Below are 18,936 nucleotides of genomic sequence, written 5' to 3'. Positions count from 1 at the left end.
ATACGTCCTCTGGCCCGAGGACTTCGCGTTTCCCCTGCCGAACGCGGTGAGCGATGACGCGGGCGCGCTGCTTGAGCCCCTTGCGGTCGGCCTCTGGGCCGCGCACAAGGGCGGGTGAGGCCCGGGCAGAGCGTGGCGGTCTTCGGTGCTGGCCCCATCGGCTGCACGACGCTTCAGGCGGCCAAGGTGGCGGGGCCACCACGCGAATCGCCGTCGATCTGGAAGACTTTCGGCTCGATCTGCGCGGCAGGTAGGCGCGACGCACACCATCAACGCGCGGCGCGAAGATCCCCTGCACCGTCTTCGCGAACTCACCCGAGGTGACCTGCCCGCCTCTCACGCCGGGGTGGATGTGGCCTTTGAGACGGCGGGGAGCGTGCCACCCAGCTGAGTCTGGCGGCTCCCCGGCCCGGCGGCACCGCGGTCCTGGTGGGCCTGCCGCCTGACCCCGCGGTGAGTCTCGACCTCGTCTCGGCGGCGAGTCGGAAGTGAGCATCCGGGGGGTCTTTCGCTATGCCAACTGCTTTCCGGCGGCGATCGCGCTGGCGGAGAGCGGCGCGGTGAACCTCGACGCGCTGGTCACCCACCGTTACCCTTTCAAGAGACGCCGCAGGCCTTTGCCTTTGCGGACCGAGAAAAGCGCGCGAGCATGAAGGTGATGATCGATGTCGGCTGAATCCTCCTGGGCATCGATGTCGGCACCTACAGCAGCAAGGGGGTGCTCGTGACCCTGGAGGGCCAGATTCTGCGCCAGCACACGGTGCCCCACGGCATTCGTCTCCCCGCACCGGGCCATGTGGAACAGGACGCGGAGGAGGTGTGGTGTCCGACACGGTCACGCTGCTGCGTGAGCTGCTGCGCCCGCCGTACGGGGGGCAGATGTGGCCGGAGTGGCCCTGAGCGCCATCGGCCCGACCCTGCTGCCGCTGGACCGAGAGGGGCGGCCCCTGCGGCCCGGCATCCTGTACGGGGTGGACACCCGTGCGGGAGCACAGATCGCGGCGCTGGAAGCCGAGATCGGGGCAGAGCGCCTCTTGGCTCACAGCGGCATGGCGCTGAGCAGCCAGGCCACCGGTCCCAAGATCCGCTGGCTGCGCGAACACGAGCCGGAGGTGTGGGCACAGACCCAAACCCTGACCACCGCGAGCAGCTACCTGACCTACCGCCTCACGGGACGGCACGTGATGGACCATCACACCGCCGCCCATGCCATGCCGCTGTACGACCCGGGGCGCCGTGCCTGGACCGCCGCCTTTGCCCCGCTCGTCCTGGGAGAACGCGGGCTGGAGCTCCTGCCCGACCTCGCCTGGAGTGACGAGCTTGCCGGGCATGTCACGCCCCAAGCCGCAGCCCAAACGGGCCTGCGTGCGGAAACACCGGTGGCCGTGGGGACGGTGGACGCCCTGAGCGAGGCGATCAGCGTGGGGGCGGTTCATCCCGGTGACCTGATGGTGATGTACGGATCCACCACCTTCTTCGTGCTCGTTCAGGAGGCTCCGACGCCTGACCCGCGGGTCTGGACGGTGGGCGGCGCCTTTGCCGGTCAGCACAACCTGGCCGCGGGCATGAGCACCACCGGAAGCCTGACCCGCTGGTTCGCGGACGAGTTGGCACGCGAAGCCCCAACCGAGGAGGCCTACCACACGCTGTTTGCCCAGGCCGCGCAGCTCTCCCCCGGCGCGGAGGGCCTGCTTCTGCTGCCGTACTTCAGCGGCGAGCGAACCCCTCTCAATGACCCTCGGGCCCGGGGCGTGCTCGCGGGCTTGACGCTCGCGCACACCCGCGCTCACCTGTTTCGCGCCGTGCTCGAGGGCGTGGGGTACGGCATTCGGCACAACATCGAGGCGTTTCGCGACCTGGGCGCGCAGGTGCGGCGTCTGGTGGCGGTCGGCGGCGGCGTTCGGGGACGAACTTGGCTGCAGATCGTCAGCGACATCACCGGCGAGACCCAGGAACTTCCCGAGGTGACGGTCGGGGCGAGCTATGGTGACGCCTTTCTGGCAGGCCTGGCCGCGGGCCGCCTGACCCGAGCGGACCTGAACCGCTGGGTTCGCCTCGCTGACACCATTCACCCCAACCCCCACCTCAAGGCAACCTACGACCGGCTGTACGGCCTGTACCGCGATCTGTACGTGCAGACGCGGCCAACGGTGCATGCGCTGGGGTCGGTGGGGGGATGAGGGGGCGGGTCAGCAGACTTGCCTTGGAATGCCTCCTTTGTATATATTCGCCGGCTCTGGTGGCGGTGATATCTGAGCATTGACTCAGGTATTATGGGGGCATGCCAAGCCAGCCTGTTCCTGTGCTCTCCGAACTGAGGTACGTCGTGGAGGGCATGGACTGTGCGTCCTGCGTGCAGAAGGTCGAGCGGGCGGTGGCACAGCTTCCGGGGGCACAGGACGTGCAGTCGAACTTCAGTACGCAGGTTCTGCGGCTGCGCCTGGATGAACACCAGACACCCCGCGCCGTGCTCGAGGGTCAGCTTCGGGCGTTGGGGTACGTGCCACACACGCTGGCCGAGCCCAGGATGGCGTCCGGCGCGTCTCCTGCCGTCCCGTCCTAGTCCACGAGCAGGCAGGGGCGTCTGGTGCTGACAAGCGGCGCACTGCTGCTGGGCGCGTGGCTGCTCTCGCTGAGGTGGCCGGGTGCAGGACAGTGGGGGTACGTGGCGGCGACTCTGCTGGGGACCTGGCCGCTGGCGCGGCGGGCTATGGCGGCGGCGCGGCTGGGGGAACCCTTTTCGATGAGTACGCTGGTCACGTTGGCCGCGCTGGGCGCCCTCCTGATCGGGGAGGCCGCCGAAGGCGCGGTGGTCGTGTTCTTCTTTGCGGTGGGGGAACTGCTGGAGGGCGTGGCGGCTGGTCGGGCGCGGGCGGGCGTGCGGGCGCTCATGGAGCTGACACCGCGCACGGCCCTGCTGCTCGTGGGCGGGAAGGTGCAGGAGGTCGCCGCGACCAGCCTGCGGCCCGGGCAGCGGGTGCAGGTGCGGCCCGGGGCACGCGTACCGGCCGATGGGGTGATCGAGGCGGGAGAGTCGGCGCTGGACGAGAGCCCGGTGACGGGCGAAAGCGTGCCGGTGGAGCGGGGCGCAGGAGAGCACGTCTACGCGGGCAGCGTGAATGGAAGGGGCACCCTCACCGTACGGGTAGACCGTGAGGCGAGCGAGAACACCCTCGCGCGCATCCTCCATCTCGTCGAGGAGGCGGAACAGAGCAAGGCGCCCACGGCGCGTTTAATCGACCGCTTTAGCCGGAGCTACACACCGCTGGTGGTGGCCCTGAGCCTGGCCGTCGCCACGCTGCCACCCCTATTGGCAGGCGGAGACGCGCACACCTGGCTGTACCGGGGCCTGAGCCTGCTCCTGATCGGCTGCCCATGCGCGCTCGTGCTGTCGGTCCCCGCCGCGATCACCAGCGCGGTGGCGGCGGGCACGCGCCAGGGCCTGCTCGTCAAGGGCGGCGCGGCGCTGGAAACGCTGGGGCGGGTACGAACCGTCGCCTTGGACAAGACGGGGACGCTGACCGCGGGACGACCGGTGGTGACCGACATACGGCCACTGACGACCCTCGACGAACGGGACATTCTGCGCCTGGCAGCGGCCGTGGAGGGAAGTAGTGACCATCCCCTCGCGCAGGCGATCGTGGAACGTGCGGAGCAGTGGGGGCTCGATCTTCCAGCGGCGCAGGACGGGCAGGCGCTCGCGGGCCGGGGAGTCTGGGCCCGAGTGGATGGGCGCGCACTGTACGTCGTCTCCCCCACCCACGCGGAGGAACAGGGCTGGCTTTCGGCAGAGGCCCGCGCGCAGGTGAGCCAGCTGGAGGGCGAGGGCAAGACAACGGTCCTGCTGGCGGACGCAGAGCGGGGACTGGGCCTGCTCGCGCTGCGGGATGAGGCGCGGCCGGACGCGCGCCAGGCTCTTGAGCGCTTGCGGGCGCTGGGTGTGCGGCCCGTCCTGCTGACCGGGGACAACGCGCGCACGGCGGAGGCGATCGCCGCCCCGCTCAAACTGGGCGTTCAGGCGGGGCTGCGGCCGGAAGACAAGCTCCAGGTTGTGCGCGCCTTGCAGGCGCAGGGAGGGGTGGCCATGGTGGGAGACGGCATCAATGACGCGCCCGCTTTGGCACAGGCAGACGTAGGGATCGCCATGGGCGGCGGCACGGACGTGGCCCTGGAGACGGCAGACGCGGCCCTGCTGCACGGGCGCGTCACGGGCGTTGCGGACCTGATTGGCCTCTCGCGGGCAGCCCTGGGGAATATTCGGCAAAATGTGGCTCTCGCCTTGGGTCTCAAGGCTGTCTTCCTGCTCACCACGCTGCTGGGGTACACCAACCTGTGGATGGCCATTCTGGCCGACACGGGCGCGACCGCCCTCGTCACCGCCAACGCGCTCCGGCTGCTGCGCTGGCGGGGAGAGGCGGGGACTCCGTGAACGGCGCGACCCGGTCAGCGCGTGAGTGGCCGAATCCCGTGAGCACCACCACGTCCGCCGCGTAGTTGCGCCTCAGGTCCTCCTCGAAGTTCCCCTTGTTGGCCAGGTGCAGGTGATCCTCAAACACTTCACGTGGGCTCCGTTTCCCGTTCTGCATCTCCGCCTCCTGTGTTCAGGCGGCGGGAGAACAGCGAGATCGCCCACGCCAGTGCGGCGGCCCCCACCGGCCAGTCCCCCCAGCGCACGAACGGCGTCCGGTCCGTCCGCTCGTCGAAAGGAGCGCGGTACGTGCCCCGCTGGCCTTCCGGGAAGCGCGCCGTCACTCGGCCGAGCGGGTCAACCACACCGCTGATGCCGTCGTTGCTCGCGCGCAGCACGTACCGGCGCGTTTCGATGGCACGCAGGCGCCCCATCTGGAAGTGCTGCTCCTTGCCGTTCGTTCTGTCGAACCACGCGTCGTTGGAGAGGTGGGCGAGCACATGAGCACCGTTCGCCGTCAGTGTCCGGGCCGCCTGCCCGAACACGGACTCGTAGGAGATGTACGCGCCCACGCGCAGGTGCTGGAGGGTCAGGGGCCAGTAGGAGGTGCCGGGCGTGACACCCCACAGGTCCGGCAGGCCGAGCGCGCCGAGGACCGGCGTGTACGCGAATGCGAGTGCCTGCCGCCACGGAAAGAACTCCCCGAAGGGCACCGGGTGCACCTTGTCGTAGCGGCCGGTGACTCCCCCATCCACTGCGTAGGCGCTGTTCCAGTACGCGCCCTGTCCCCAGGTGGGGGCGCCGGTCACCAGCGGTGCGAGCAGATCCGTCAGGGCCGCGCGTGTACTGGGGTCCGAGGGTGGGCGCGGGGAGGCGCTCTCGGGCCACACGATCAGGTCCACCGCGCCGTCCGGCAAGGCACGCCGGGTGAGGGTCAGGTACACGTCCAGCTCCGTGCCTTGACGGCTCACCGCCTTGTCCAGGGGGGGCATGGCGCCCTGCACAATCAAGGCCGTACGGTTCGGGCGAGGAGGTTCTGCCCGTGTAGTGCCGTAGACCGTGGCGAGGACCAGCAGGCCGAGCATCCCCACCAGCGGAAGGCGCCGCGCCGCTGTGAGCGCGGCCAGCGCCGCGGCTGTCCCGGTGACCAGCAGGCTGAGGAGGCTCACGCCGCCCAGGTCCGCGACCTGCACGACCGGGGTGGGCAGCCAGGCGTAGCCCAGCGCTCCCCAGGGGAACGCGAGAGGCCCCAGGGTCCGCGCGTACTCGCCGAGCACCCACGCGAACGGCAGAACCGTGAGCGTCCTTAAAGGCCAGGGGGTGCGGGCGAGGGCGGCGACCAAGGCCCAGGTCAGCGCGAGCAGCGGCACGACCAGCAGCGTGAGCACGCCGCCCAGCGGGCCGAACAGGCGGGTGAAGGACGTGAAGAGCCAGGCGAGGTGCACGCCGAAAAACGCGGTTCCGGCCACGAAGGCCAGCCGGAACGCCGCCCGCCGGGAACGGGCCCGGCTGAGTTCAAAGAACAGCACCGCGAGTGGAAGGGGGGCCAGCCAGGACCACGCGAACGGCACACTGGTGAAGGCGAGCGCGAGCCCGGCGGCGCCTGACCGGAGGACCGAGTTCACCCACCCTGCGGGTCCTGCTGGGCTCGCCTGGCTCGCCGACCCAGGGGAATCAGGCAGACGCCCAGACAGCACACCGCGCAGACCAGCGTCAGGAGCTGCTTGTTCAGACCCTCTTCCCCGATCATTCCAGGCCTTCTTCATAGTGCACGCCCCCCAGGGCGTTGTTCAGCCCTTCCGCGAGCGTCGGGTGGATGTGGATCATGTTCTGAAGATCGGTGTACCGTGCGCCGAGTTGCATCGCCGTGACGAACTCATGCACGAGTTCCGCGCCGTCCGCCAGCAGGACCGAGGCGCCCAGGATCCGGTCGGTTTCAGCATCCGCGATGACTTTGATCAGGCCACGCGTCTCCCCGATCGCGCGGGCCTTGGCGACTTTGCGCGCCTCGTACTTCCCGATCTTGAGTTTGTAGCCCGCCTGACGCGCTTCTCGTTCGGACAGCCCGACCCGGCCGAGCTGCGGGTCAGTGAAGACACCCCAGGGCACCACCCGGTCCTTGATGCTGAGATGCGCCTGCTTGATGACGTTCTGGTAGATGACGCGCGCGTCGTCTCGCGCGGTGTGTGTGAACATCGGTCCACCCCGCACGTCCCCCAGCGCCCAGATGCCCGGCGCACTGGTCTCCAGCCGGTCGTTGATCCGGATGAAGCCGCGCCCGTCCAGCTCCACGCCCGTGTGCTCCAGACCGAGCCCGTCGGTATTCGGCACGCGCCCCGCCGCGATCATCAGGTGGGTTCCGGAGAAGGTGCGGTCCTCGCCACCCACCGCGGCCGTGACCCGCACGTCTCCTTCGCCGCCCTCGGCGCGCTTCACGCGGGCATTCACGATCACGTTGATTCCTTCGGCTTCCAGCGCTTCCCTCAGGACCGTGGTGATGTCCTCGTCCTCGCTAGCCAAAAGGTGCGGGCCGCCTTGCAGCAGGGTGACCTGACTGCCAAAGCGCCGGTACATCTGCGCGAATTCCACCCCGATATACCCGCCACCGACGATCACCAGGTGCGGGGGCACCTCGCGGAGTTCCATAGCGCTGGTGGAATCCAGGAAGGGAACCGTCGCCAGCCCTTCGATGGGTGGGACGCTGTTGCGTGTTCCCACCGCAATGAAGATCCTGTCGGCCCTGATCTCCTCGCCGTCCACGAGCACTCGGCGCTCTCCGATGAACCGCGCATTGCCGCGGATCAGGGTGAGGTTCCTGTTCTGTTCGACGTTCCGCTCCGAGCCGCTACGGATGCTGCGCACCAGCTCATCCTTGCGGTCGACCACACGGCTGAGGTTCACGCGGACACCTGACGTCTCCACGCCCCACTGCTCGCTCAGGTACGCCAGGTGCGCCACGCGGGCGCTGGCAATCATCGTCTTGGTGGGGATGCAGCCACGGTTGAGGCAGGTGCCGCCCAGTTCGGCACGTTCGATCAGGGCGGTCTTGAGGCCCTTGTAGGCCAGGCGGTGCGCGAGCGGCACACCGGCCATCCCGCCCCCCAGCACGATCACGTCGTAATGGGTGCCGGTCGCTGCAGCCTCGCTGTGCTGCGCTTGTGGAGCCAGCGTGCCACTGGGATCACCTGGACGGGCCATTGCGTCGGACGTGGCCTGGTCGCGGGTGTCCTCGACTTTGCTTACGTCAGGCTGAGTGCGGTCATTCGTCTGCTCGGTCATGCTGGCCTCCTGGGCGTGAAGGGACTTCAGGCCTCAGCGCCCTTGTGTGGTCCGCAGGCCTGCGAGGGTGTTTTGCAGGCTTTGCACATCTGCTGTGCCCTGCTGGCGCGTTACAGCACGTCCGCGAGCGTCGAGCACAACCACCGTCGGGTAGGCGAGGATCTTGAGTTGCGCGATGAACTGTGGGGCCACCCGGCCCACCGGGAAGGGCAGGCGCTGGTTTTGTGCAAAACGCACCAGGTCCGGCAGGGTGTCCTGCCCGGAGACGAGCAGCACCTTCGTTCCCGCGGCTTGCAATCGGGCCAGCGCTTTAAGTTCGCTCACGCAAGACGGACAGGTGGTGCTGAACACGGCCAGAACCAGAGGCTGACCGCGGTACGTGTCGAGGGTCAGGGTCTTGCCGTACGTCAGGCTCACCTGGGTGTTCAAGACCCCGCGCTCGCCACTCGGGGGAACCTGAGTGGAACGAGCGGGCGGAATGAGTATCGGTGCGCAGCACCCTTGGGCGGCAGCCGCGCTGAGGCCGAGGGCCAACAGGATGAACAGGGCAGCGGTCAGAGATTCTCGTTTCATGGGGTTCTCCACTCTTTCCGGTCAGGGTGAGAGGTTTGCTGCCCTCAGCGCGGCTGCACAGTCAGCACCTGGGTCAACAGCCCACCCTGCCAGACGAACGTGACCGGGATGCGCTGGCCAGTCTGAAAGCGGCCGGAGAGGCGCACCCGGACGCGGGAGGCCGGGTGAAGGGTCAGCGTGCCCGGCGGGACCACAAGGGTGGACGTGCGCCTGTAGGTGAAGCCCACGCGGCGTTCGATGTAACCCTCACCCCTGGGGGTGGCGAGGGCCAGGAGGGCCAACGGAATTCGTTCTGGATTGCGCAGTGTTCCTGTCAGAAACGTCCCAGCAGCGCTGACCGTCAGGCGGGTGCCGTGCAGTTGGATATCCGCCCCGTGCCCCTGGGCGGGGACGCCGAACGTCAGAAGCATCAGCAGCGCTCCCAGCACGCGGTGCATCAGTACCTCCCGTAGGAAAACGCCCGCAGGTCATGCGCGTACTCTGCAGTTCGGAGGAAGCTGTCACTGTACAGGCGTCGCCAGCGTCCCTGCGGGTCTATGACGTTGACCGTGGCAGTGTGATCAATAGGCTGGGTGGTGCCTTCCCGAACCAGCAGGTAGAACTCGGACGCCACCCGGGCCAGTGCCGGTGCGTCCGCCTGCCAGGCCTGGAAGGCAGGGTGAAACCGCTGGACGTACCGGGCAAATTCGGCGGGCGAATCGCTGGGGTCGACGTTCACCACCGAGACGCGGACACCGCCCGGCTCGCCTGCCTGACGGTAAGCCCGGGCCAGCTTGGCCAGTATTGCCGGACACACGACCGGGCAACGACGATAGGCGAAGAAGACGAGGAGTGTTCTTCCGCGGGCGGAGGAGAATGACACGGGTGCCCCGCTCGCAGCGTCACGCAGGGGCACGTCCGCGATGACTTTCGGAGGGGTGAGATCACTCCCGTACGCTGGTTTCAGGGTCAGTAGGGGAAGCAACGCGTACGCCAGCAAAAAGGCGACCACACCCACCAGCACGACGCCCCGTGCAGTCGGGCGTGGCGTGGAAGGCCACCTCAGCCTGCCGGCCTGGGATTGCGCTGTGCTCACGCCTCTCCTCCTGGGGCGTGCGTGACGTTCAGCTCCCTGGCGTACAGGACGCGGGCGGTGACCGCCGTGATCAAGAGGGCAGCGAGGCCGATCACGTACGGGAGAAACGTGGTGTTCCCGGTGACGAACTGCTCAATAAAGCGGGTCTGGGAGTACACCATGTACGCCCCGGCAAGCAGCAGACCCACGCCCCCCACAAAGTCCACGTACCGGCCCGCGTTTCTCAGGCCCCGGATCACCGCCTCCTTCCCGAAGGCGCTGGCCAGGCTGACGGTCAACAGAACCGCGCCCATTCCTGCGCCGTAGGCGGTGAACATCCCCATGCGTTCGAGGGGCGTGCGACTGGCGGAACTCCCAACAATCATCAGGAACACCGGGAGGGTGCAACCCAGGCTCGCCATTCCGTATGCCACGCCGTAGGGGTAGTATTCGGACAGGCGTTTGCCTTCCGGAGCACGCAGGCCGGGAACGTGGAGGGCCAGGGCGCGGCCGGTGAAGGTGCGCACAGCCAGCACCAGCAGGAGCACGCCCAGCACCAGGTTCAGGTACGGGACGATCCGGGCCAGGCCGGTGCCGAACACGCTGATGACCAGGCCCAGCACGCTGAAGGTGGTAAGAGTACCCAGGGTCAGCAGCACGCCCAAGGCCAAGCCGTCGAGCAGGGGGGTTCGGCCGGTCGGCCGGGTGACGAAGCGGGAGATCACGGCGGGCAGCATCGCGAACCCGCAGGGATTGAGTGCGGCGACAGTGCCGGCCATGAACGCGTACGTGAGCAGGGCGATCACAGCAGACCATCCAGTTTCGCGCGCAGTTGCGCCTCGCTGATTTCCCCGGTGAAGCTCTCCAGCAGGCGGCCTTGACGATCGAAAAACAGCGTCGTGGGCATGCCCCGCAAGCCCAGGGTCTCCAGGGATACAGTGCCCTGCGGGTCGAGGCCTACGGGGAAGGTCAGGCCGAGCCGGTCGATCATGTCGCGGGTGTCTTCGGGGGAGCTTTGAACGCTGATGCCGACGACGGCGACACCCTTACTGGCGTACTCCCGGGAGACGCGCTCGAAGCCCTTGAGTTCATCCCAGCACGACGCGCACCATGACGCAAAGAGGTTCACGGCGAGCACATTGCCGCGGTAGTCCGCCAGGTCGAAGGTCTCCCCGTTGAGCTGCGGCAGGGTGGCGGTCACGGCTGCCCCACGCGAGACACTGGGGGGCGTGGCCCCGGCCTGCTGGGCGCGCAGGAGCGCGGCGGCCAGCACGGCGGCCACGGTGACGAGCACGATCAGCACGAGGAACTTCCCTGGCCCGGCTTTAGCAGCAGCCATCGCGGCGGCCTCCTTGGATGTTGGCGTTTGGGTTGGGACAGGCATTATTCCTGGTCAGCAGGCGCCGACCTAGCCACAGAGCGAACACGAAGTACGCCGTAGCGAGCGCGGCGACGAGCGCCGTGTTCTGGCTGAGGAAGCGAGCGAAAGCGCTGCCACCGACGCCGCCCGCGAGCAGACCAAGCAGGAGGGGCAGGTGACAGGGGCACAGCAGCATCGCGGTGCCGAGCAGCAGGTAAGCGCGCAGGTTCTTCATGGCTTGGGCTCCTTAACAGCACCCACCGCTGCCGAGTTCCTGAAGAGTGTGGAGGTACTTCAGGCGTTCGACGATGTCCCGTGCGATCAGGAATACCTCACTGACCGGCAGCGCGGTCGTCTCGACGGGTGAGGTGCTCGCCCAGGATTCGTACGACGCGCGGTCGGGAAAGGCGTTGGCGTACGGGCAGAAGGTCTGGCGCACCTCCACGGCGTCGGGCGTGTCAGGCAGGGCGATTACGGCGTCCGCGGGCGCGTGAAGCTGTTCGTAGCGGACGGTGATGCGGATGGGCTGGCTGTTCCCGGGAGGGGTAGTGTCGATGTCGATGTTCTCGTCCAGCAGCCACGCGGCGAGTAGAGTGTCCAGCGCGCAGTACGTGAAGAACCGGACGCCACTTTGCGTCTGCACCATGTGCGCGGTGGGGTTGAACGACACCAGGTCCCGCAGGATCACTTCGGGGGCCTGTCCTTCCCGGCGGGTGAACAGGTCATTCAGACGGTCAGTGAGGTGAGTGTGCGTCACGAGAGTCTCCGGGTTCAGCAGCAACCGAGGGGGGCATTCGCGTCCTCGGCGTCAAGTTGCGCGACGAGGGTTTCCGCCAATTGTTGGGCTTCGCTCAGACTCACGCCCACGGTGGGCACTGGGGACTGCGCCGCCCACGCCTCGTACGCCGCGCGGTCCGGGAAGGCATTGGAGTACGGGCAGAAACTCTGCTGCACCGGGCCGGAGTCAACACGCACCGGGACGGAGATGAGCACGCCTTCCGAGCCGGTGACCTGCCCGCTTTTTACGTTGAATACGAGGGGCTGCGCCTCGCCCGGCGGCACCGTTTCCACCTCAACGTCCTCCTCCAGCACGAGGGGGAGCAGCAGCGTGTCGAGGGTGCAGTGGGTATACAGGGTGGACCCGCTGGCGGTGCGGACGCGGTGCCGGGTGGGCTTGAACGATACGGCTTCTTGCAGCAGGCGCGTGCGGGACAGGTTCTGGTTGGTGGTGAGGGCCTTGAGAAGGTCCGTCGGCAGTGAAGTGGTCATGAATCGCCTCCGGGTGGGGAGTGACTTTGCGTAGCGCGGGCAGCGGACGAGCCTCCTCCGCGTCGCCCCTGGAGCAGGCCTGACACGCGGGGCAAGAGCGGTTTCCCGCGCGTCAGGCGCAGCAGGAAAGCTTTTTCGGGTCGGTGCTGAAGGCGCGGGCGGCGAGACGCAGGCCCTCCACGTGGGTGAGGTACGGGAAGAGGGTGTCCGTGAAGTCCTGGATGGTCAGGCCATACTTCACGGCGAACACGGCGGGCTGGATCATCTCGCCCGCGTCGGGCGCGAGGATGTGCGCGCCGAGAATCTCAGTGCTGCTGGCGTCCGCGACGAGTTTGATCAGGCCGCGCGTGTCGAAGTTCGCGAGCGAGCGGGGGACGCTGCCCATGGGGAGGACGCTGGTGCGCACGGCGTGCCCGGCCCGGATGGCCTGGGCCTCGGTCAGGCCGACGGTGGCGACGGCCGGGTCACTAAAGGTGACGCCCGGGACGGCCTTGAGGTCGAGCTCACGCGCCTGGCCTTGCAGGGCGTTCTCGGCGGCGAGAGCGCCCTCATAGGCGGCGACGTAAACGTACTGCGCGTGCCCGGTGACGTCTCCGGCGGCGTAGATGCTGGGCACGCTGGATTGCAGGGACTCGTTCACGACGAGCGCACCACGGGTGCCGAGGGTCACGCCGACGTCTTCGAGGCCGAAGCCACGGGTATGAGGGTGCCGGCCGGTGGCCATCAGGAGCTGCGAGGCGCTGAAGCTTCGAGGCTCGTCGTTCACGATCGCGTGCACGCTGGTCGCCTTGTCTTCGCGGGTGACACGTTGCAGCTGGACGTTGGTGTGGATTTCGATGCCTTCGGCTTCCAGGAGTTTCTGGAGGGCCAGGCCGATCTCAGGTTCACCGTCGGGCAGGAGGTGGCTGGAGCGTTGCAGGAGGGTGACGCGTGTGCCGAAGCGCGCGAAGGTCTGCGCGAGTTCGATCGCGATGTACCGTCCCCCGATCACGATGAGGGACTCAGGGAGTTCGGTGGCCGCCAGGGCTTCGGTGCTCGTCCAGTACCCGGCGTCGTGCAGGCCGGGCAGGTCGGGCACCCAGGGGCGCGAGCCGGTCGCCACGATGATCTTGTCGGCGTGAACCGTCTCGCCATCCACGCGGAGGGTCTGGGGGCCGGTGAGGGTGGCGTGGCCGCGCAGCAGCGTGATGCCCGGGTACTCCAAGAGGACGTCCTCGTACTTGCCCCGGCGCAGGTTCGTGACCAGTTCGTCCTTCTGCCGGATCACGGCCGCGTAGTCGAGGTCCGCGCCCCGCGGCTTCACACCCGGGTAAGCGCTGTGCCCGGCACGGTGGTAGGTGTCGGCGGCGCGAATCAGGGTTTTGCTGGGCACGCAGCCGATATTGACGCAGGTGCCGCCAATGGTGCTGCCCTCGATCAGCGCGACGCTGGTGCCGAGGTCAGAAGCGCGGATGGCGGCGGCAAAGCCAGCGCTGCCGCCCCCCAGAACGGCCAGGTCGACGCGTTTCATTTGTCTTCAAGGCCGTAGCCCGCCTCACGGACCGCCTGTTTAAGCGCCTGGGAGTCCGCCTGGCCTTCCACCGTGGCTTCCTTGCGGATGTACTTCACGCTGGCGTTCGCGACGCCCGGAACCCGCTTCAGGGCGCTCTCGACGCTGCTGGCGCAGTGGGCGCAGGTCATGCCGGTGACTTTGTAGGTCTGAGTCATGGTGATTACTCCTCCCAGTTATCCTATGCCCCCCCAAGGGATATGTAAAGAGATCGGGCGGTCATCCCTGAGGAAAGCTACTCACGCCTACACCAGCACCCATCCCCCCACAAGAAAGCCCGGCCATCACGGCCGGGCCCTGCGAGAAGGCGCGCTCAGAGCAGCTTGAGCAGGGCCCGTTTGAGCGATTTCACAGCTGCGTCGCCGTTCCCGGCCTGCACGGCGGGAATGACACAGGAGTCGATGTGGTCTTCGAGCAGCAACCCCTCCACTTTGACGATGGCGGCCTTGATGGCGGCCAGTTGCACGAGCACTTCGTCACAGGAGCTGCCGTTTTCGAGCATCCTGCTCACGCCGCGCACGTGGCCTTCTACACGCGACAGGCGGTTTTGCAGGCTCTTGAGCACCTCTGGGTCGAGCTGACGGGTGGTGGGCTCGGCGTCAAGCGAACGGTCCGCGGGCATGTCCACAGTCTAGCAACAGCCACAGAACGCGGATGCCCTCCCCGGGGATCTTCTTTCGGCAAAAGCGGACAGGCGAACTTCTACGCGCCGGAGACCGTGTTGCCCGTTCGTTCTTCGGGGTGGGACACGCCGGCGGGCAGCGTTGTCGGCTCGCCCATGCTGTAGCTGCGCAAGACCGCCTCGGCAAACGCAGCGGGGGTATGGTCCTCGCGAAAACGGTGGGTCTGCGGCTGAAAGGAAGACCGGTCGAACGAGGCCACGCAGCGGGCCAGCGCCTCGGGGTCCTCGGGGGGAAACAAGGCCCCCAGACGGTAGGCGTTCACCGTCTCAGCAAGCACGCCCACCCTGGAGGCCAAGACGGGGAGGCCCAGCGACGCCGCGATCACCAACGGTCCGCTTTGTCCCGCAAAGTTTCGCCGGTACGGCAACAGAACGATGTCCGAGGCCAGGAAATACCGCTCGACATCCTCATCCGGCACGTATTCAAGGTGCAGATGCACCCGCTGGGTCACCCCGAGTTCGCTGGCCAGCCGCCGGAGTTGCTCGGCATCCGAGGGGGTCGCACGCCCCACAAAGAGGAGGTGGTCCCTGTCCGGGAGCTGGGCCAGCGCGCGCAGGGCGAGGTCTTGGCCTTTGTCGGGGCGCATCCCACCAAAGGCCAGGAGCACGCGGGCCTCCGGCGGCACCCCGAGTCGCAGGCGCATGGCCTGCCGCTCTGCCACGCGCTGCTCAGGGGGAATCTGCGGGGGCTCGACCGGGTAGGGCAGGACGTCGACCATAGAGCGGCCCAGCCGGGGACTTAACACCTGCGCCAGTGCGGGAGAGTGCAGCATCACGCGGCCACCGAGCCGACCCAGCAGGCGCAGCATCAGCAGATGCCCCGCCTCGCTCCTGCCCCCAAGCCGAGCCTGAAAGCCCCGTAGAAAATACAGCCAGTGCAGCGTGACCCGGAGACGGAGTCCATGCCCCGCCCCGCTCAACCACACGAGGAGCAGGGACAGAACAAAACTATCCAGCCACAGGATGTGCGCCGTATCGCAGCCCCTCACCCGCGCTCGCCGCAGCGCCTCGCGGAAAAAGCGCACGTTGAGACGCTCACGCTCTAGCCGTCCCTGGTTGTAGTGCTGGGCCTCGCTGTGCGCGTAGAGCTGGACGACGTCTCCGGTCACCTCTGGAACCGCTCGGCGGACGTACCTCACCAGACGGGCACTGCCGATCACATGCACTGCGAGCCCTCTTTGAATCAACTCGCGTGCCAGCAGTGCGGCGTACCCCTCGTGGTGCCCGCCCTGCAGGGGGTCAATCAGCGCGACGGTACGAAGGGTCACTCCGGCCTTTCTTGAGCGCACACTGGACGCCCTCCTCAGTGACCGTCCAGCCGAGCGGAGACCAGGCGCTCCGGTTGTCCGCCCACCGCCCGGAAACTCTCCACGGTACGGGCCAGGCCGTCTTGCAGGCTGACCTGAGGAGACCAGCCCAGCAGGGTGCGAGCCCGGGTGATGTCAGGTCGGCGCTGACGCGGGTCATCCGCCGGCAGGGGCCGGTGAATGATCGGGAGACGCGGATCGATCAGGTCACGGATACGCTCGGCAAACTGGAGGATGGTGTACTCGTCGGGATTTCCCAGGTTGACGGGGAAAGGGTCGGGCACGTCCATCAGCGCCATAATCCCGCGAACAAGGTCGGAGACGTATTGGAAGCTGCGGGTTTGGCTTCCGTCGCCGTACACGGTGAGGGGCTGTCCCGCAAGCGCCTGGTGGATGAAGTTCGTGACCACCCGGCCATCATCGGCGCGCATCCGCGGTCCATAGGTATTAAAGATGCGGACAATGCGGGTATCCACCCCATAGTGACGGTGGTAGGCCATCGTGAGCGCCTCGGCATACCGCTTGGCCTCGTCGTAACAACTGCGCAGGCCGTTGGGGTTCACGTGTCCCCAGTACGTCTCGGGTTGCGGGTGGACCTCGGGATCCCCATAGACTTCGGAGGTGGAGGCCAGCAAAAAGGCCGCCCCGTGTGCTCGTGCCAGGTCCAGGGCGTGCTGGGTGCCCTGCGCGCCCACCATCAGCGTTGCAACAGGGTGCTGCTGATAGTGCGGAGGGCTGGCGGGGCTCGCAAAGTGCAGCACGAAGTCCAGCCGCACGCCCGGATCGGGAAGGCCCAGGCTCACGTCTGCCTGGATGAAGCGAAAGCGTGGATGCTCCCGGAACAGCGCCGTGTTGGCGGGCTGACCGCTGAGGTAGTTGTCCACGCCAATCACGTGGTGACCCTCGGCCAGCAGCCGCTCCGTCAGGTGGCTTCCAATAAAACCGGCGCTGCCTGTCAGCAGGATATTCATGCCGTCACTCCGACCATGGGCACGGGCGGGGGTGGCAGGCGGCGACCGATCTGCTCGATGGTCCCCAGCCCTGGGCTCCGCTTCACGATATTGCGCGTGTCGATGATCAGGGGATGGCGCATACTGCGCAGCGCACGCTCCCAGTCCAGCGCCTGGTAGTCCGCCCACTCGGTCATGATGATGGCGGCATCCGCGCCCCGCAGGGCGTCCTCGGCGCTCGCCGCCTCGCTGTAGCGGAGGTGCGTCCACTCGTGGCGGGCGCGGTCCATCGCCACCGGGTCGTGGGCGATCACGGTGGCACCCAGGCTGTTGAGCCGCGCGATGCAGTCATGGGCGGGGGCGTCGCGCAGGTCGTCGGTATTGGGCTTAAAGGCCATGCCCAGCACCGCGACCCGCTTGCCCTTGAGGCGGTGCAGATGCCCCTGCAGCTTGGCGATCACGAGCTGCCGCTGCCGCTGGTTGACCTCCACGGCAGCTTTGAGAATCGGCATGGCGTAGCCGTACTCCTCGCCGGTGCTGATCAGGGCAGCTGTGTCCTTGCCGAAGCAGGAGCCGCCCCAGCCCACCCCCGCAGCCAGGAAGCGGCGGCCGATACGCTGATCACTGCCGATGCCGCGCATCACCTCCTCAATGTCCGCATCCACCCGCTCACACAGCCCGGCGATCTCGTTGGCAAAGCTGATCTTGAGCGCCAAAAAGGCGTTGGCGGCGTACTTGATCATCTCCGCACTGGACAGGCTGGTGCTCACCACCTCGGGCCGCGTGTAGCCGGCTGGCCGGGGAACGTGGGCCGGGGCTTCAAAGTGCTGCTCGATCAGCGGCGCGTACAGCTCCAGCAGCCGTGCCACCGCGCGCTCGTCCTCGCCCCCCAACACCAGGCGGTCCGGGTAGAGGCTGTCGAACAGGGCGCTCCCCTCGCGCAGGAACTCTGGATTGCTCACCACGCCGTACCGCCCAGCCTTGTAGTCCGGCGCGTACTCCTCGATGATGCGCGCCACCCAGTCCCCGGTTCCCACCGGCACCGTGCTCTTGTTGACGACCACCTGAAACTTGCCGTTCAGGTGCCTCGCGATGGCCTGCGCAGCCTGCGCCACAAAGCGCAGATCAGGCCGCCCATCAGGCAGCGGCGGGGTTCCCACACAGATAAAAATCACGTCCGCGTTGGGAATCGCTTCACGGTAGTCCGTGGTCCAGCGCAGGCGTTCGCCGCACGCCTGCATCAGCTCGGCGAGGCCCGGCTCGTAGATGGGCAGCTCGCCGCGCCGCAGGGTCTCGACCTTCTCCTGATCGACGTCTAGGCCGACCACCTGATGCCCGAAATAGGCGAGCAGGACAGCCGTGCCCAGACCAACATAGCCGGTACCCACGACGGCAACATTCAGGGGGGAGTCATGCATGTCTGGTCTCCTGGGAGTGGAAGGGTGGTCTGAGGGAAAGGGCGGCATCACGTTCACTGAGGTGTGAGAGGGGATTTCCCGTTCATCTCCGGCGGCTGCCCCGGCCCAAGTACGCGGGAGCGTGTTCAGCACCATCAGGGTAGGCAGGCGGGCGCTAACGAGAAATTAAATCGGTGCAGTGGAAGGCTCCCCCAACAGCCGGACGATTCATGCAGGGCTGGAACCACGCGGACCAGTGAGCACGGCGATGGCCCCGGTGGCCGAGAAGTTCTCCATCAGAAACAGGCAGGCATCGGCGGGGTCGTCCGAATAGAGGTGATCCCCGTGGTGGGGAGAGGTGCCGCGGGTCAGGATCACCGGTCCTTTGGACGTGTCCACCGCAGAAGCCTCAGGGTGAAACACCACGGAGATGAAGTCGCAGTTGTATTGCCGGCGGTAACGGTCGCATAACCCGGCCGCGACTGACTTCAGCAGTTCATCCGCCTCGCGGCTCTCCAGGCGGTACTGCCGCAAGGTCACCTCATCGGTCTCATAGCGCAGGGCTTCAACGGTGAACTGACAGTCGATGATGCTCAGGAGCTTGCGAACCTCGTACAGGTACGACGCGTGCACCAGGTTGAACAGGGACATCAGACGACCGTACAGGGACTCTGCGGGGCGCAGCAGGTTGTCTAGAACATGCTCGCAGCCCAACGGAGCGATAAAGACATAGTCGGGCAACTCCTGCTCGAAAAAGGCGTAGACGGCAGGTTGGTCGCGCAGATCCAGGTCTGCTGCGCCCCGCGTGATGATGTTCCCGTAGCCCAGGGCCCTTAACTTCTGGCACAGCACTGTGCCCATCACGCTCTCGTGCCCCGCCACATAAATTTTGGCGTCGACCGGAATCCCCATTCTCACTGTTCACCTCGGCCCAAGTGCGGCACAGACCCCGAAGGCTGTGGCAGCGGTGGCATCACCGCCCCCGCAGTGTCCGCGGGACAGCGTTACCATTGCGCTAAATTCCCGAGAAAGGCTCAGCGGTGACGGCTCTGGGGTCAGCGCAGCCCGGTGGGGCCTCTGGTCTTCCCTGGCCTGCCCACACCCCCGA

19 protein-coding genes and 2 pseudogenes are annotated in these 18,936 nt (G+C 67.3%); 3 read left to right on the top strand and 18 right to left on the bottom strand.

The genetic code is table 11. From position 1 onward, the window contains the following. Window positions 1-718 precede the first annotated feature (718 nt). The 3 genes and pseudogenes from EI73_RS16890 to EI73_RS15455 form a co-directional block, all read left to right on the top strand. Window positions 719-787: pseudogene (locus EI73_RS16890) on the top strand (hypothetical protein); the annotation flags it as partial. Between the two features lie 94 nt (window positions 788-881). Then, a complete protein-coding gene (locus EI73_RS16885; protein ID WP_255344516.1) occupies window positions 882-2,180 on the top strand; it encodes an FGGY-family carbohydrate kinase in 1,299 nt (432 codons plus the stop codon). 101 nt (window positions 2,181-2,281) lie between these two features. After that, window positions 2,282-4,429, top strand: a pseudogene (locus EI73_RS15455) (heavy metal translocating P-type ATPase). Between the two features lie 128 nt (window positions 4,430-4,557). Here the strand turns inward: EI73_RS15455 and lnt are convergent. The 18 genes from lnt to EI73_RS15365 all read right to left on the bottom strand — a co-directional run bounded on the left by lnt (window position 4,558) and on the right by EI73_RS15365 (window position 18,740). Further along, window positions 4,558-6,033: an apolipoprotein N-acyltransferase gene (lnt, locus tag EI73_RS15445; protein WP_051935698.1), complete on the bottom strand. Its 1,476-nt coding sequence runs from the start codon at window positions 6,031-6,033 to the stop codon at window positions 4,558-4,560. Next, window positions 6,030-6,158 carry a hypothetical protein gene (locus EI73_RS16880; protein WP_255344515.1) on the bottom strand — a complete coding sequence of 43 codons (129 nt, stop codon included), beginning with the start codon at window positions 6,156-6,158 and terminating at the stop codon, window positions 6,030-6,032. The genes lnt and EI73_RS16880 overlap by 4 nt, the downstream gene beginning before the upstream one ends. Beyond that, the gene (lpdA, locus tag EI73_RS15440; protein WP_081909129.1) at window positions 6,155-7,687 is read right to left on the bottom strand and encodes a dihydrolipoyl dehydrogenase; all 1,533 of its coding nucleotides are present in this window, start codon (window positions 7,685-7,687) and stop codon (window positions 6,155-6,157) included. Before lpdA ends, EI73_RS16880 begins: the two co-directional genes overlap by 4 nt. A 33-nt stretch (window positions 7,688-7,720) precedes the next feature. After that, window positions 7,721-8,260, bottom strand: a complete 540-nt coding sequence (locus EI73_RS15435; protein ID WP_034389029.1) for a TlpA disulfide reductase family protein — start codon at window positions 8,258-8,260, stop codon at window positions 7,721-7,723. 44 nt (window positions 8,261-8,304) lie between these two features. Continuing rightward, window positions 8,305-8,697, bottom strand: coding sequence for a hypothetical protein (locus EI73_RS15430; RefSeq protein WP_034389028.1), 393 nt, complete (start codon window positions 8,695-8,697; stop codon window positions 8,305-8,307). Then, on the bottom strand, window positions 8,697-9,335 hold the full coding sequence (locus EI73_RS15785) for an SCO family protein (RefSeq protein WP_051935697.1): 639 nt from the start codon (window positions 9,333-9,335) through the stop codon (window positions 8,697-8,699). Before EI73_RS15785 ends, EI73_RS15430 begins: the two co-directional genes overlap by 1 nt. Then, complete coding sequence (locus EI73_RS15780; protein WP_051935696.1) at window positions 9,332-10,120, bottom strand: cytochrome c biogenesis protein CcdA; 789 nt, start codon at window positions 10,118-10,120, stop codon at window positions 9,332-9,334. Before EI73_RS15780 ends, EI73_RS15785 begins: the two co-directional genes overlap by 4 nt. After that, a complete protein-coding gene (locus EI73_RS15775) occupies window positions 10,117-10,653 on the bottom strand; it encodes a TlpA disulfide reductase family protein (RefSeq protein ID WP_197050801.1) in 537 nt (178 codons plus the stop codon). Before EI73_RS15775 ends, EI73_RS15780 begins: the two co-directional genes overlap by 4 nt. Next, the gene (locus tag EI73_RS15410) at window positions 10,640-10,909 is read right to left on the bottom strand and encodes a hypothetical protein (RefSeq protein WP_034389027.1); all 270 of its coding nucleotides are present in this window, start codon (window positions 10,907-10,909) and stop codon (window positions 10,640-10,642) included. Before EI73_RS15410 ends, EI73_RS15775 begins: the two co-directional genes overlap by 14 nt. Before the next feature lie 12 nt (window positions 10,910-10,921). Then, entirely contained in the window at window positions 10,922-11,431 is a 510-nt protein-coding gene (merB, locus tag EI73_RS15405; RefSeq protein ID WP_156103638.1) for an organomercurial lyase, read from the bottom strand. A 14-nt stretch (window positions 11,432-11,445) separates the two neighbouring features. Beyond that, window positions 11,446-11,943 carry an organomercurial lyase gene (merB, locus tag EI73_RS15400; protein ID WP_034389025.1) on the bottom strand — a complete coding sequence of 166 codons (498 nt, stop codon included), beginning with the start codon at window positions 11,941-11,943 and terminating at the stop codon, window positions 11,446-11,448. Between the two features lie 112 nt (window positions 11,944-12,055). After that, entirely contained in the window at window positions 12,056-13,453 is a 1,398-nt protein-coding gene (gene merA / locus EI73_RS15395; protein WP_051935694.1) for a mercury(II) reductase, read from the bottom strand. Further along, window positions 13,450-13,650: a heavy-metal-associated domain-containing protein gene (locus EI73_RS15390; protein ID WP_034389024.1), complete on the bottom strand. Its 201-nt coding sequence runs from the start codon at window positions 13,648-13,650 to the stop codon at window positions 13,450-13,452. Before EI73_RS15390 ends, merA begins: the two co-directional genes overlap by 4 nt. Window positions 13,651-13,805: 155 nt before the next feature. Beyond that, entirely contained in the window at window positions 13,806-14,114 is a 309-nt protein-coding gene (locus tag EI73_RS15385; protein WP_051935693.1) for a metal-sensitive transcriptional regulator, read from the bottom strand. Between the two features lie 80 nt (window positions 14,115-14,194). Further along, on the bottom strand, window positions 14,195-15,442 hold the full coding sequence (locus EI73_RS15770; RefSeq protein WP_051935692.1) for a glycosyltransferase family 4 protein: 1,248 nt from the start codon (window positions 15,440-15,442) through the stop codon (window positions 14,195-14,197). A 35-nt stretch (window positions 15,443-15,477) separates the two neighbouring features. Continuing rightward, window positions 15,478-16,452 carry a UDP-glucuronic acid decarboxylase family protein gene (locus EI73_RS15375; RefSeq protein WP_034389023.1) on the bottom strand — a complete coding sequence of 325 codons (975 nt, stop codon included), beginning with the start codon at window positions 16,450-16,452 and terminating at the stop codon, window positions 15,478-15,480. Then, complete coding sequence (locus EI73_RS15370; protein WP_051935691.1) at window positions 16,449-17,849, bottom strand: UDP-glucose/GDP-mannose dehydrogenase family protein; 1,401 nt, start codon at window positions 17,847-17,849, stop codon at window positions 16,449-16,451. The genes EI73_RS15375 and EI73_RS15370 overlap by 4 nt, the downstream gene beginning before the upstream one ends. Before the next feature lie 207 nt (window positions 17,850-18,056). Continuing rightward, window positions 18,057-18,740: an NAD-dependent epimerase/dehydratase family protein gene (locus EI73_RS15365; protein WP_034389021.1), complete on the bottom strand. Its 684-nt coding sequence runs from the start codon at window positions 18,738-18,740 to the stop codon at window positions 18,057-18,059. Window positions 18,741-18,936 lie beyond the last annotated feature (196 nt).

Source organism: Deinococcus sp. YIM 77859 (assembly GCF_000745175.1).
GTDB lineage: Bacteria > Deinococcota > Deinococci > Deinococcales > Deinococcaceae > Deinococcus.
The sequence above is the reverse complement of the archived record's forward strand: the minus strand, read 5'-3'. Positions and strand labels throughout refer to the sequence as shown.